Annotated in this window: 14 protein-coding genes; 9 read left to right on the top strand and 5 right to left on the bottom strand. The window is 36.3% G+C overall.

The annotated features are described in order from the left end of the window. Nucleotides 1-60: 60 nt before the first annotated feature. Nucleotides 61-696 carry a 16S rRNA (guanine(527)-N(7))-methyltransferase RsmG gene (gene rsmG / locus C8D70_RS00140; protein WP_076594480.1) on the bottom strand — a complete coding sequence of 212 codons (636 nt, stop codon included), beginning with the start codon at nucleotides 694-696 and terminating at the stop codon, nucleotides 61-63. 98 nt (nucleotides 697-794) lie between these two features. Continuing rightward, nucleotides 795-2,132, bottom strand: a complete 1,338-nt coding sequence (locus C8D70_RS00135) for a M20/M25/M40 family metallo-hydrolase (protein ID WP_110365989.1) — start codon at nucleotides 2,130-2,132, stop codon at nucleotides 795-797. A 250-nt stretch (nucleotides 2,133-2,382) separates the two neighbouring features. On the opposite strand from C8D70_RS00135, the gene C8D70_RS00130 reads away from it, so the two are divergent. The 5 genes from C8D70_RS00130 (at nucleotide 2,383) to C8D70_RS00110 (ending at nucleotide 8,013) form a co-directional block, all read left to right on the top strand. Then, nucleotides 2,383-3,576 carry a pyridoxal phosphate-dependent aminotransferase gene (locus C8D70_RS00130; RefSeq protein ID WP_076594478.1) on the top strand — a complete coding sequence of 398 codons (1,194 nt, stop codon included), beginning with the start codon at nucleotides 2,383-2,385 and terminating at the stop codon, nucleotides 3,574-3,576. A gap of 32 nt (nucleotides 3,577-3,608) precedes the next feature. Next, nucleotides 3,609-6,548, top strand: a complete 2,940-nt coding sequence (locus tag C8D70_RS00125; RefSeq protein ID WP_076594477.1) for a M16 family metallopeptidase — start codon at nucleotides 3,609-3,611, stop codon at nucleotides 6,546-6,548. A 149-nt stretch (nucleotides 6,549-6,697) separates the two neighbouring features. Next, complete coding sequence (locus C8D70_RS00120; RefSeq protein WP_034698496.1) at nucleotides 6,698-7,330, top strand: peroxiredoxin; 633 nt, start codon at nucleotides 6,698-6,700, stop codon at nucleotides 7,328-7,330. 126 nt (nucleotides 7,331-7,456) lie between these two features. Next, nucleotides 7,457-7,765 (top strand): thioredoxin family protein, encoded by a 309-nt coding sequence (locus C8D70_RS00115; RefSeq protein ID WP_034698499.1) that lies wholly within the window; start codon nucleotides 7,457-7,459, stop codon nucleotides 7,763-7,765. Further along, nucleotides 7,765-8,013 (top strand): DUF6952 family protein, encoded by a 249-nt coding sequence (locus C8D70_RS00110; protein ID WP_002980002.1) that lies wholly within the window; start codon nucleotides 7,765-7,767, stop codon nucleotides 8,011-8,013. The genes C8D70_RS00115 and C8D70_RS00110 overlap by 1 nt, the downstream gene beginning before the upstream one ends. A 250-nt stretch (nucleotides 8,014-8,263) precedes the next feature. On the opposite strand, the gene C8D70_RS00105 is transcribed toward C8D70_RS00110, so the two are convergent. The 3 genes from C8D70_RS00105 to C8D70_RS00095 are packed head-to-tail and all read right to left on the bottom strand — an operon-like array spanning nucleotide 8,264 to nucleotide 10,505. Then, nucleotides 8,264-8,953 (bottom strand): Bax inhibitor-1 family protein, encoded by a 690-nt coding sequence (locus C8D70_RS00105; RefSeq protein WP_110365988.1) that lies wholly within the window; start codon nucleotides 8,951-8,953, stop codon nucleotides 8,264-8,266. A gap of 33 nt (nucleotides 8,954-8,986) precedes the next feature. Further along, nucleotides 8,987-9,424 (bottom strand): peptidylprolyl isomerase, encoded by a 438-nt coding sequence (locus C8D70_RS00100; protein WP_228407947.1) that lies wholly within the window; start codon nucleotides 9,422-9,424, stop codon nucleotides 8,987-8,989. Nucleotides 9,425-9,470: 46 nt separating this feature from the next. Continuing rightward, a complete protein-coding gene (locus C8D70_RS00095; RefSeq protein WP_110365986.1) occupies nucleotides 9,471-10,505 on the bottom strand; it encodes an acyl-CoA reductase in 1,035 nt (344 codons plus the stop codon). A gap of 59 nt (nucleotides 10,506-10,564) precedes the next feature. On the opposite strand from C8D70_RS00095, the gene C8D70_RS00090 reads away from it, so the two are divergent. The 4 genes from C8D70_RS00090 to C8D70_RS00075 all read left to right on the top strand — a co-directional run bounded on the left by C8D70_RS00090 (nucleotide 10,565) and on the right by C8D70_RS00075 (nucleotide 14,407). Further along, a complete protein-coding gene (locus tag C8D70_RS00090; protein ID WP_076594473.1) occupies nucleotides 10,565-10,915 on the top strand; it encodes a 4Fe-4S binding protein in 351 nt (116 codons plus the stop codon). Between the two features lie 106 nt (nucleotides 10,916-11,021). After that, nucleotides 11,022-12,086, top strand: coding sequence for a 3-phosphoserine/phosphohydroxythreonine transaminase (serC, locus tag C8D70_RS00085; RefSeq protein ID WP_076594472.1), 1,065 nt, complete (start codon nucleotides 11,022-11,024; stop codon nucleotides 12,084-12,086). Between the two features lie 108 nt (nucleotides 12,087-12,194). Then, complete coding sequence (locus C8D70_RS00080; RefSeq protein WP_110365985.1) at nucleotides 12,195-13,160, top strand: D-2-hydroxyacid dehydrogenase; 966 nt, start codon at nucleotides 12,195-12,197, stop codon at nucleotides 13,158-13,160. Nucleotides 13,161-13,162: 2 nt separating this feature from the next. Next, nucleotides 13,163-14,407, top strand: a complete 1,245-nt coding sequence (locus C8D70_RS00075; RefSeq protein ID WP_076594470.1) for a DUF1015 domain-containing protein — start codon at nucleotides 13,163-13,165, stop codon at nucleotides 14,405-14,407. Nucleotides 14,408-14,416 lie beyond the last annotated feature (9 nt).

Raw genomic sequence — 14,416 nt, 5'->3', positions numbered from 1 at the left:
CCTTTACTTTTCTGATTATTAACAAATATTAGCAAAAATTATTCCTTATTTACATAAAAATCAGGAATTAAAATTACCTTTTGATACATAAACTACTTTCTTGGTATCAAAAAATTCTTCATCAAAATAGTGTTTGAGATTGAAAATTTCACATTTAAGTCCGGCAAGCTCTTCTGCAAGATCACCTCCTTTTAAATATAAAATTCCGTTATGTTTAGGGTTAAACTGTTCTTTTTCAAACTTTCCTTTCAGCCATCTTAAAAATTCAGGCATTTGGGTTACCGCTCTGCTGACAACAAAATGGAATTTTTCTTTCAGCTTTTCTGCTCTTCCATGGATAGCCGTTACATTGGTTAATCCTACTCCTTCCGATACAGCCTGTACTACACTGATTTTCTTACCGATAGAATCAATCAGAGTAAATTCTACCTCAGGAAACAGAATAGCCAGAGGAATCCCAGGAAAACCGCCTCCGGTTCCTATATCCAATACTTTGGTTCCCGGTGCAAATTCCATCACTTTTGCAATTCCCAAAGAGTGCAGAATATGCTTTTCATACAGCGATTCCATATCTTTTCTGGAAATTACATTGATCTTTTCATTCCATTCATTGTACAGATTTTCCAGTTTTGAGAACTGCTCTTTCTGTTTTTCAGTAAGATCCGGGAAATATTTTAATAGTAACGATGCAGACATGTGAATTATTATAAAGCGCAAAAATAAGTTTTATTTCTCTTGTATTCAAATCTACTTTTCCTGATGCAATTGTAAATTCTGGTTTTTATCAAAATCCATTACTTTGTAATACCCGGAATTACAGGTACACTCAGGTTTCCTGACGGACTCACGCTCTGTACAGCAAAAATGTAATTGTCTTTTGAAAGCGGAAGCTTTACAGAAAGTCCTGTTGTAAATATTCTTTTCTGCCATACCGCACTGTCTGTTTCCCTTGCCAGCACATAATATCCTGCCGGAGTTCCGGATTTCGGTTTTTCCCAATGTAAAGTTGTTGAGTTGGTCAGCTCTTTCACATCCATTTCAACTTTCTCCGGTTTTGAAGGAGATTTTGCAAGATTGGCAAGGACTGCAATATTAGCTGCAACATTCTTTTTCAGGTATTTAAAATCTATAAATTCAGGAAGGTCACCATACTGCTTATTGTTTTCTGTTCTTATATCCTGATGCTGATGGTCGTAGTTTTCATAATATTCAGTCAGTCTTACAGAAGGAAATCCGTTATTCACGAAACTTGTGTGGTCTCCTCCGCGCAAAAACCTGTCATTTCTGTAGATCAGCTTTATCTCCAATCCTTTGACATATTGTTCTGTAATTTCTTTGATATAACGTGCCAGTTGTCTGGATTCACTGTCGTTTTCAAATCCCAGATTCCTTATTGTCATTGCTTTTTTATCGAGGTCTTTGTAAGGCAGCCCTTCACTGAATACACGAAGAATCCGGGTATTGACCTCTCCGGTTTCTCCTTCTTTGGGATTGCCGATCATATCATTGTTCAGAACCGCTTCCAGCTGTAAATTTTCTTTTTTCATTTTTTCTGCCAGCTGCTTAGATCCCAATAACGATTGCTCTTCTCCGGAAAAAGCCACAAAAATAATAGATGCCGGAAATGAAGATGTACTCAGTATTCTGGCAGATTCTATCAAAGCACTTACTCCACTTCCGTCATCATTGGCACCAGGCGCAGAGGAAGTTCTGTTCATCACATCGCTCACTCTTGAATCCAGATGTCCTCCGATGAGAAAAATCCTTTTGTCGTTCGGATCTGTTCCTTTCAGAAAAGCAACAGCATTTCCAAGATTTACTACGTTGTCTATTCGTTTTCCATCAGGCTGAATATCTTCCTGCTGAAGATATACTTCCATTCTGCCACCGGAATTTTTAGCATAATCGTTGAATTTTCCGACCACCCATTTTCTGGCCGCTCCTATTCCCTGTTCAGGATCATTTGTAGAGCTTAACGTATGCCTTGTTCCAAAACTTACCATTTTCCGGATATAAGATTTTAGAGAATCTTGATTCACCTGACTCACATATTTTTTCACTTCATCATCTTTTGAATGTTTTTGAGAGAAAAAAGAACATGAAATGAGCAATAAAAAAACAGAATATTTCATAGAACTGATGTTAGATTGTTTAAAGATACAAACGCTAAGCTGCAAAATTATTCCCTACAATAATTTATTTTGAATTACGTTTTTTGAGCTAAAATAGTATTAAATTCAATCTCTTACTTCAAAATAAAACATTTTTATAATCCAATATATGATTTGACAAAAAACTGATAAAAATCTTTAAAACACCCTTATTTTTATTACCTCCACACCACGTTTTTATTATATATTTGTTCAAATTCAAAAAAATACAATGGATAAACTTTCAGATAGAGTAAAAAGATTAGGATACTCCCAGACATTTGTAATGTCTAACAAAGCCAGAGAAATGAAAGCAAGCGGAATAGATGTGATCAGCTTAACTCTTGGTGAACCGGATTTCGATGTTCCGGACAATATCAAACAGGCAGCATTCGATGCCATCAATCAAAATTACAGCCACTACTCTCCTGTTCCAGGATTTCCGGAACTGCGTGAGGCTATTGCATATAAATTAAAAAGAGATAATAACCTGGAATACAAATCTACCCAGATCTGTGTTTCCAATGGAGCTAAACAGGCAATTATCAATGTTCTGGCAGCTATTATCAATGATGGTGATGAAGTTCTTCTTCCTGCACCTTACTGGGTAAGCTATGATGAAATGGTAAAAATGATGGGTGGAACTTCTGTAATGCTTTCTACATCTTATGTTACCGATTTCAAAGTGACAGCAGAACAAATTGAAGAAGCTATTACAGAGAAGACCAAAGCAATACTTTTCAGCTCACCGTGCAATCCGTCAGGAGGATATTATACTTATGACGAATTAAAATCTATCGCCAAAGTAATTGCCAAGTATCCTCAGATAACGATAATTTCTGACGAAATTTATGAATACATCAATTATGAAACGAATACCACTTCAATTGCACAGTTTCCTGAAGTCTATGAACAAACGGCCGTAATCAACGGAATGTCAAAAGCATTTGCTATGACCGGATGGAGAATTGGGTATTCTGCATGTCCTGAATGGCTGGCAAAAGCTTGTGAAAAAGTTCAGGGGCAGATGACCAGCGGTGCTAATACAGTAGCACAGAGAGCTTCTATCGTTGCATTGAAAACAGATCCTTCCGAATACAGATATATGATTGATGCTTTCAAAAAAAGAAGAGATCTTGTCTATGAACTGATCAAAGAAATCCCAGGATTCAAAGTAGTGCTTCCCAAGGCAGCTTTCTATTTCTTCCCGGATATTTCGTACTACATCGGAAAAACCCTTGATGGAACAGAAATTAAAGATTCTGACGACTTTGCCATGTTCCTTCTGGAAAATGCTCACGTTGGGTGCGTAGGCGGATTCTCTTTCGGAAGCCCGGAATGCATCAGATTCTCTTATGCCGCCTCTGAAGAAGATTTAAGAGAAGCAATGAAACGAATTAAAGACTTATTGGAAAAATTCAATTAACAAATTAATAATCCAAAATAAACACGACAGCAATGAATCTGTTAAAAAAACTAACCATCGTTACAAGTATTGCCGCTGCAAGTTTTGCAGGGTATGCTTTTGGCCAGGATTTTCAGTGGAAAGAAGCTACTTCCAATGGCTACAAGTACAAATACGTAACCAATGACCCTACTTCTGCAAGGTACTACACTTTGAAAAACGGACTAACGGTTATTTTAAGCCCTACCAATAAGGATCCGAGAATCCAAACGTATATCGCAACAAAAGCGGGAAGTAAAACCGATCCTGCAGATCATACTGGTCTTGCCCATTATCTGGAGCATATGCTTTTTAAAGGAACAAACCAGTTCGGATCTAAAGACTGGGCAAAAGAAAAACCTCTGCTGGATCAGATTGATGCTCTTTACGAAAAGTACAATCAGACCAAGGATGAGGCTAAAAGAAAAGAAATCTATAAAGAAATTGACAGAGTTTCCGGAGAGGCAGCAAAATTTGCAATCGCAAATGAATATGATAAAATGATGGCCGGGATGGGAGCTGATGGAACTAACGCCTTCACTTCTTTTGAACAGACAGTGTACACAGAAGATGTGCCTGCAAATGTTCTTGACAAATTCCTTGCTGTACAGGCTGAAAGATTCAGAGAACCGGTTTTAAGGCTCTTCCACACGGAACTTGAAGCTGTATATGAAGAAAAAAACAGATCACTTGATGATGACGGAGATAAGGTTTTCGACACCATGTTCGCCAATCTTTTCCCTAACAACAATTATGGTAAGCAAACCACCATCGGAACGATTGAACACCTGAAAAACCCTTCTCTGCACGCTATCAGAGAATATTATAACAATTATTATGTCCCTAATAACATGGGAATCATTATGTCCGGAGATTTTAATCCGGATGAAGTAATTGCAAAGATTGATAAGGCTTTCTCTTATATGAAGCCTAAAGCCATTCCTGAATATAAAGTGGGACAGGAAAAACCGATCACTGCTCCGATTGTAAAAGAAGTGGTGGGACCGAATCCTGAAAACGTAATGCTTGGGTTCAGATTTCCGGGAGCTTCTACCAAAGATGCAAGAATGCTGAATCTTGTCGGAAATATGCTTACCAACGGACAAGCAGGATTAATTGATCTTGATCTGGTAAAAAAACAGAAATTACTGGGTGCTTACGCCGGATCTTATGCGTTAAAAGATTATTCCGTTTTACTTTTACAAGGAAAACCGACCGAAGGACAGTCTCTGGATGAAGTAAAGAATCTTCTTCTTCAGGAAGTGGATAAGTTAAGAAAAGGAGAGTTTTCTGATGATCTGATTCAATCTATTGTTAACAACGAAAAGAAAGGTATTATTCAGAAAGATGAAAAATATTCGTCAAGAGCAAGTATTCTGATGGATGAATTTACTTCGGATGTTGACCACAAAGCATCGTTGGAATATGTTGACGAAATTTCAAAACTTACCAAGAAAGATATCATGGATTTCGTATCCAAATATCTTCAGAACAATAACTACGTTGCTGTTTACAAAAGAAAAGGAGAAGACAAGAGCATTGTAAAAGTTGATAAACCAACAATTACTCCGGTTTCTGTTAACAGAGAAGACCAGTCTCCTTTCCTTAAGAAGATTGACGAGATGCCTGAAAATCCTATCGCTCCGGTATGGTTGAACTATGACAAAGACATTGCCAAAAATAAATTAGCTGATGTGGATGTACTTTCTGTAAAAAACACAGACAACGCTTTGTTCAGAATGTATTACCACTTTGATTCAGGAAAATGGAACAACAAAATTCTTCCATTGGCAGCTGAATATCTTCAGTACTTAGGAACGAAAGACAAATCTTCCGAGGTAATCAGTAAAGAATTTTACAAACTTGCTTCAAGTTTCAATGTAGGAGCCGGAAATGAAGAAACGTATGTATCTCTGGAAGGCTTAAATGAAAACTTCGATAAAACAATTGCTTTATTTGAAGATCTGATTAAAAACTGTCAGGCAGACCAGGGAGCTCTGGATGCTTACAAAACAAGGCTGAAGAAGGCCAGAGCCAACGCTAAACAAAATAAAGGAACCATTATGGCCGGATTGAGAAGCTACGCTCAATATGGTGCACAGAATCCTTTCAACAATGTACTGAGCGATGCTGAACTTGATGCTTTAAAAGCAGAAGATCTGATCAATGTTCTTCATGATCTTTTTAATTTCAAGCATAAAGTATTGTATTACGGACCAAAATCAGGAAATGAAGTGGTAGCATCTTTGAAACCTGTCCACAAACTTCCTGCAAGTTTAAAAGATCTCCCTAAGTCTAAAACTTTCGCTCAGATTCCAACTGATAAGAACAAAGTATTATTTGCTCATTATGATATGGTACAGGCTGAAGTGTTCTGGGTAAGAAATTCTGACCAGTATAATCCTTCTACGACTCCAACAGTAAGTTTATTCAACAACTATTTCGGAGGCGGCATGGGATCTATTGTTTTCCAAACGATCAGAGAATCAAAAGCACTGGCTTATTCTACGTATTCCTATTTTGCACTTCCTAGCAAGAAAACAGATAAGGATATGGTAATGGCTTATGTAGGAACACAGGCAGATAAATTCAATGAGTCTACAACGGCTATGAATGAGCTTTTGACTACCCTTCCGAAATCTGAACAGTTATTTGAAACCGCGAAAAGCGGATTGAAAAAATCTATTGCTTCTGAAAGAATCACACAGGACGGAATTATTTTCTCTTATCTGAAATCTCAAAAGCTTGGAAACAACTTTGATATGAGAAAGAATGTCTATGAACAGGCACCAAAATTGTCTTTTACAGACATCAATTCTTTCCACGACAAGGAAATGAAAAATAAGAATTACACATATTGTATTGTCGCTTCCCAAGACAAAGTGAACGAGGAAGATATGAAGAAATTAGGTGAAGTAAAAAAACTTAATTTAACTGAAATATTTGGTTATTAAAATCAACAAAAAGCCCTTATAAACAGGGCTTTTTTATTTAACAGTATACCAAAAACAATTATAGATTTTATTTATCGATTTCAGTTTGTTCGATAGATGAATCTTTTGTATATTTGCACAAGAAATTTAAATATAAAAACAGAAAAATTATGTCTTTAGTAGGAAAAAAATTCCCAAACTTAACAATTGACGCAATGTCTGAGATGGGTGACGATTTAAGAATCAACATCCTTGATGAAGCAGTAAACAACCAGCAAAAAGTTCTTTTATTCTGGTACCCTAAAGATTTCACTTTCGTATGCCCTACTGAGCTTCACGCTTTTCAGGAGGCTTTAGGTGAGTTTGAAAAAAGAAACACTAAAGTAATCGGTGCATCTTGTGATACTAACGAAGTACACTTCGCTTGGTTGAACACACCAAAAGATAACGGAGGGATTGAAGGAGTAACTTACCCGCTTTTAGCTGATACTCACAGACAATTGGCTAACACATTAGGAATTGTTGATCAGGATTTTGAATATGATGAAGATGGAAACGAAGTTTTCACAGGTTCTAACGTAACGTACAGAGCAACTTACCTTATCGACGAAACTGGAAAAATTTTCCACGAAGCGGTAAACGATATGCCTCTGGGAAGAAACGTAAAAGAATTCTTAAGATTAATTGACGCTTACACTCACGTACAAAAGCACGGTGAAGTATGTCCTGCAAACTGGGAAGAAGGAAAAGATGCTATGAAAGCAGACAGAACTTCTACTGCAGAATACTTAGCAAAAAATTAATATCTTAATTTAAATATAACAATGTAACAATCTAACAGTATAACAATTTGAAAAGTCATTTCTTGAATTGTTAGATTGGTCAATTTTTTAGATTGTTACATTGTTTATTTTTTAAAAAATAAACTTATGTACACAGAATTAACCGAAGATACATTACAGAATATAGTTAATGACAACGAAAAAGTAGTTGTTCAATATGGCGCAACATGGTGTGGAAACTGCAGAATAATGAAGCCGAAATTCAAAAAATTAGCTTCTGAAAATGATTCTATTCCATTTTTGTATGTAGATGCTGAAAAGCTTCCTGAAAGCAGAAAATTAGCAAAAGTAGATAACTTACCTACTTTCGCCATCTTTAAAAACGGAGAACTGGTTAATCAGGTTCAATCTAACCAGGCAGAAAGTTTAATTAACCTATTTAACGAATTAGCATAATGAAATTACCCGTAATCAGACAGTTTTATCAGAATCAGACTCCTGAAAACCTTGAAAAAACATTAGAAGTACTGGAAAGTTTCTGCGAGTTCAGAGGAACAAGTGAAGAAGATCTGAATGTTGCAGGAGAGTTGATTACCAACATCTGCGGAGCTTTGGAAGTTCACGCCAACGTACAGAACGGAATGAGCGAGAAAGATGCTTTGAACTCATTTGCACAAAAGGTTTTAGGATCAATCGACAAATAAGATCCTGCGATTTTTCCTAATCAATAGATGATAAAAAACACAATATACGATACCTCTGAGGTTTTCCTCATTACTATACTTTTTTCTATTCTTTAGAATCTTTATTTACAACTGTAAAATGTACTTCAGAAGACCTTAACCAGTCACATGAAGCTGGAAGTTGCATGAAAATTTCAAAAGAATAACCAATTAAAATCCTGGTGAAAATATCACCAGGACTATAATTTTAAAAGATAAGAGACAGCTCCTATTAGTTTCTTCTGTTCATCAGAATACTTAGAATATACCAGAATAAAAGCATAATGGAAGCAAAAAGCTGTAATGCCGCTCCTACATATTGGTTCGTTCCATAAGAATCTTTCAATTTACTTGTCTGATATAAAATAGTAGCTGAAGCCAAAATTACCATTCCAACAGAGAACCACAATCCAAGGTTAAAACCGAAGATCATCCCTCCTACAATAAGTCCGATAGAAATAAATCCACCGATTACAATGATATTTCTTAAAAAAGAAAAATCTCTTTTAGAAGTGAATGCTACTGCAGAAATACCTGCAAACATTGCAATCGTTAAAGTAGCAGCCTGGAAAATTAGATTAGCTCCTCCTTCAATATTAGTCGCAATAAAAAGCAGTGGCATGAAAATAATTGCCTCTAGTAAAATGTAAAATCCTAATCCCATATATTGGGTAGATTTACTTTGTGAAAGAGACCATTTGGAGGCTAAAACAGAAGCCAGCCAGAAAACCCCGATAATTAGTAACCAGATATATTTTTGTTCGAACATCATGAAAATGATTTCTTTCGGAACAGTTTTTAATAATATGGTTTCAACTCCAATAAATGCAAGAATCGATAATGCAACATGCAGATACGTCTTCTTGTAAAAATTCGCTTTCTCCACATCCGAAGAATGAGCGACTAAAACATCTGTCATCATAGTTAATATTTTTTTATTTAATCGAAAATAAGTTTATTTTGCCGGCAATACACCCAAAATCTTTCCATCATCTTCAAATACAGCCGTTATAGCTTCTTTCGAAGAAGATTCTCCTGAATATTTATATTTAATACTTGGATGATTCAAACCATCCATCGTTTTATAATATCCTGCCTTTAAGATTTCAAGCTTTTTATTGGGATCAATGCCATCTTTAACTTTTTTAAGAACATTATCCGTCACAATTTCCTTCACTTTCTCAGAAAGCAGCCCATCAATAGTCTTTCGGTCAGATGCCTGTAAAGCATCAATAAACTTAAGAAAATTATCATTATACAAACTGATATTTTCCTTACTGATACTAGCCTGCTGCTCTTTTTCGGGTCCGTTTTCAACCTTTGCTCCGGCGACTTTCTGTGCAAAAATCAACTGCCCGCCCACAAGAGCAAGTCCCAGCAATAATTTTTTCATAGTATTCATTTTGTTCTGGTGAAATAAGTGATGGAAGATACGAAAATCAGACCAGTTCTAAAAATTTCATTGTATCTACATTATCTGCATACGTATCAAGTCCCGGATTTTGTGCTTCACCAAAAGGAATGGCATTCATTTTCAATTCCTCTTTTGCCACTACACACTGAATATTTTCTTCATTTTCTGCAATAAAGTTTTTCACATCATCTAATGATTCATATCTGCTGAAATTGATTACAGAAAGCGGACTGAACAGCTTATCATCCTCTTTCAGCATGACAAAATTGTTATCCCAGAACTTATCCTGATTTAAAAGATAAACCGCTCTGTTATAATCATAATTGTTGGCATATTTATTATGGTTGATAATATCCTGGTATCCTAAGAAATTTTCAAACAATCTGTCTATCACAAAATCCTGCGGAATGAAAATTCTCGTCACATTTCTGCATCCTAATCCAAAATACTGGAAAATATCTTTCGCCAGAAGCTGCAGTTCCTCATCCGTTTCATCACCTTTCAAAACCGCAACAGAGGTTCTGTTTTTACGGATAATACTTAAATGATTCTTGAAATAATATTCCAGATATCTCGCTGTATTATTACTTCCCGTAGCAATAACTGCATCAAAATTCTCCAATTTTTCAACAAATTCAAAAGCTACATTTCCATTGGAAAGCTCATTCCACTTCTTTAATAAAAACGGAATCATATACTTATCCTTTGAAGATAATTTAATGACAGGGATATGATTGCTCAAGATAACAGAAAGCACGTCATGAAAGCCAACCAAAGGAATATTTCCCGCCAGAATAAGTCCAACTCTTTTTGAAATTTTTGAGATTGAATAATTTCCAAGCCAGTTCTTAATGTTTTCTTCAGTGAGAAGATCTGTCCATTGCTGTAAAGCAAATTTCTGATTATCAATGGTAAACCACGGATTCTCTATTTCTGATCTTTTTAACAATAATTCAATATCAGAATCATCTTCATTGTGATCTTCCGGTTTCTTCGCTAAAAACGCTTTTATATAATCACTTAATTTAATAAGTCCTAAAACTTGATTTTCGGTATTCATAATTACTTTAAAATTGGGTAAAATTTTGTAATTTTGTGCAAATTTAAAAAAAATTAGCGATGGCTATTAAAATAACTGATGAATGCATTAACTGCGGGGCTTGTGAACCAGAATGCCCAAACAATGCAATATATGAAGGAGCTGTAGATTGGAAAGCTTCTGACGGTACGGCTCTTCAAGGTACAATTACTCTGCCGTCCGGACTTACTGTAGACGCCAATTCACCACAGGAACCGGTAAGTGATGATGTATACTTCATTGTAACAGATAAATGTACAGAATGTAAAGGATTCCACGAAGAGCCTCAGTGTGCAGCGGTATGTCCTGTAGACTGCTGTGTGCCTGATGAGGATCACGTAGAATCTGAAGAAGCTCTTCTTAATAAAAAAGCATTCTTACACGGCGAATAAAAAATTCCGTCTCATTTCCGTGAGGCGGTTTTTTTGACCCAAAATCCAATAAATCAAAATAAAGCAAAGGGGATTTAAAACCCTGAAGCATCAAAAAAAATAAAATATGAACAAAAAGCACAACTTCAGCGCAGGACCATGTATTTTACCACAAGAGGTATTTGAAAAATCAGCAAAGGCTATCCTGGATTTTAACGATATCGGATTGTCTCTTCTTGAAATTTCTCACAGAAGCAAGGATTTCGTTGCGGTAATGGACGAAGCGCGTGCCATTGTAAAAAGATTGATGAATCTTGGTGATGATTATGAAGTACTTTATTTAGGGGGTGGTGCCAGCCTTCAGTTTGCAATGGTTCCTTACAACCTGATGAAAGTAGGCGGAAAAGCAGCTTACCTGGATACGGGAACATGGGCAGCCGGAGCCATCAAAGAAGCAAAAAAAGTAGGAACAGTAGATGTGGTAGGTTCTTCAAAAGAAGAAAACTATTCTTTTATTCCTAAAGACTATACGGTAGGTGCAGAATATGATTATTTCCACTGTACCTCCAACAATACCATCTACGGAACTCAAATGAAATCTTTCCCTGAAGTGGATACCCTGATGGTATGCGATATGAGTTCTGATATTTTCTCAAGACAGCTGGATTTTTCCAAGTTTGACCTGATCTACGCCGGTGCTCAAAAAAACATGGGGCCTGCAGGAGTTACTCTTGTAGTTATCAAAAAAGAAATTCTTGGTAAAACAGGACGAGAAAATATGTTTTCTATTCTGGATTATTCCCAGCACATTGCTAAAGAATCTATGTACAATACTCCACCGGTATTCCCTGTATATGCTTCTTTACTTACCCTTCAATATCTTGAAAGAAATGGAGGAATTGCTGCTGCGGAACAAAGAAATGAAGCTAAAGCACAACTTTTATATAACGAGATTGACAGCAACCCGTTTTTCGAAACTTTCTGCGTAAAAGAAGACCGTTCACTCATGAATGTTTCTTTCAAAATTACAGACGAAAGCAGGAAAGAGGAATTTGACAACGCATGGAAAGCAGCCGGGATCAGCGGATTGAACGGACACAGAAGCCTGGGCGGATACAGAGCTAGTTTATACAATGCTTTACCTATCGAAAGCGTACAGGTTTTGGTGGATGTAATGAAGTCAATAAAATAGCTTATATTAGGCGACCGAAAAATAAAAGGATATCAGACAAAAGATGTCGGATAACAGACCTCAAAATCTAACTTCTGACATCTTCAATCTAACATCAATAACATACTCATGAAAGTTTTAGCAAACGACGGAATTTCAAAAGCAGGAGAAAATACTCTAAAAGAGGCAGGAATTGAAATTCTCGACAATAGAGTGGCTCAGGATCACGTTATTAATTTTATCAACGATAATAATGTGGATGTTCTTCTGGTAAGAAGTGCAACGAAAGTAAGACAGGATCTGATGGATGCGTGTCCCGGCCTTAAAATTATCGGAAGAGGCGGTATCGGAATGGATAATATTGATGTAGAATATGCCAAAAGTAAAGGTATCAAAGTAATCAATACGCCTACAGCATCTTCAAAATCAGTGGCAGAACTGGTTTTTGGCCACTTTATTTCACTGGCGAGATTCCTTCACGAATCTAACAGACTGATGCCTCTGGAAGGAGAAACTCACTTCAACGCCATGAAAAAGTCATTCAGCAATGCCTATGAACTTTCAGGAAAAACATTAGGAGTTATCGGTTTTGGAAGTATTGGCCAGGAAGTTGTAAAAATAGGAATTGCTTTGGGAATGAAAGTAACCGTTCTGACCAGAAGCCCGAAAACAGAAGTTCTTACGCTGAACTTCTTCGACGGACAGTCTGTGAACTTTGAAATCACCTCCACCAATGATATGGATGCATTCCTTAAAGAGGCGGATTTCATCAGTATCAATACGCCGAAAACGAATGAGTATATTATAGATACCCCTCAGTTTGAAACAATGAAAGATGGTGTCTATATTGTAAATACTGCAAGAGGAGGTGTCATCAATGAAGTGACCCTTATCGATTATATCGAATCAGGAAAAGTAGCAGGAGCAGCATTGGATGTTTTTGAAAATGAACCGAACCCTGAACTACCGCTGCTGATGAACCCTGCATTATCACTTTCACCTCATGTAGGAGGCAATACAGTAGATGCGCAAGAGAAAATCGGTATCGAACTTGCAGAACAAATTATTAAGCTACAAAAAGAAACTATAAGATAAATATGCCTGTTTTTAAACCTTTCCGTGGAATAAGACCTCATAGAGACTTTGAGAGTACTTTCCCTACCCATCCACTGGATAATTTCACCCAGGAAGAGATCGCAGAGAAGGCTCAAGTTGAAAATACTTACATCAATATGATTAAACCTTATGTTGTAAGTAAATCCAAAGATATTGACCGAAACCTTCGAAAGATCCGTTCTACCTTTGAAGAACTTCTGGAAGAAAAGAAATTGGTCCAGGACAATTCGTCTTACTATCTTTATGAGCAGATCTACCCCAACAAACAGATGTTCAGAGGACTTCTGGGGTTGGCAAGTATTGAAGATTTCTGGAATGGAAAAATCAAAAGACATGAAAGTACCATCCCTCAGAAAAAGGAAAAACTGGCTCACTACCTTGAAAAAGTAAACCTGCAGGCAGAACCTGTACTTCTTACCTACCCTGCCAATTCAAAAATTGAATTGCTGATGAACCATGAGGAAAAAAATGTTCCTATCTTCAATCATGTGGATTCTATGGGGATCAGACATAAAATCTGGAGAATAGACAATCGTCTGAAGCTACAGCAGTTTAAAGAAGTTATTGATCAGATTGATTCATTTTATATTGCTGACGGACACCATAGAATTGGTTCTACAGCAATGAATGCCAAACATCATAAGGAGAAAAACAAAAAACATAATGGTACAGAGCTTTACAACTTTGTATATAGTTTCATTGTTTCCAACCAGTCGATAAAGATTCATGATTACAACAGAATCTTACATGATCTGAATGGTATTTCTCCGGCAGATTTCCTGAAAGAACTTGAGAAATATTTCCTGATTCACGAAAAAGGAGAAGCATCATACTACCCTTCTCAAAAATTCCATATTTCAATGTATATGGATGGGAAGTTCTATTCTCTTCACGTGAAGCACGATCTTCGTTCCAAAGAAATGTCTCTGGACAATCTGGATCACCATCTTTTAGATAAGTATATTTTCAAAAATATTCTGAAAATTGAAGATCCGGACAGCTCTGAACTCATCTCTTACGTAAAAGGAACATCAAACATTAATGGAATCAATCTTTTAAAAGAAAAAGTAGACAATGGTGAAGGTAAGGTTGGTTTCGGAATTTATCCTGTAAGTTTTAATGATATGATTAAAATTTCAGACCTGAAATTAAGCATGCCTCCAAAATGTACATTTATTGAGCCAAAATTAATTACAGCTCTTTTAATGTACGATATGAAACCTTAATAAATTCCT

Source organism: Chryseobacterium sp. CBTAP 102 (genome assembly GCF_003201365.1).
GTDB classification, from domain to species: domain Bacteria; phylum Bacteroidota; class Bacteroidia; order Flavobacteriales; family Weeksellaceae; genus Chryseobacterium; species Chryseobacterium candidae.
This window is presented reverse-complemented; position numbering and strand designations above follow the sequence as displayed.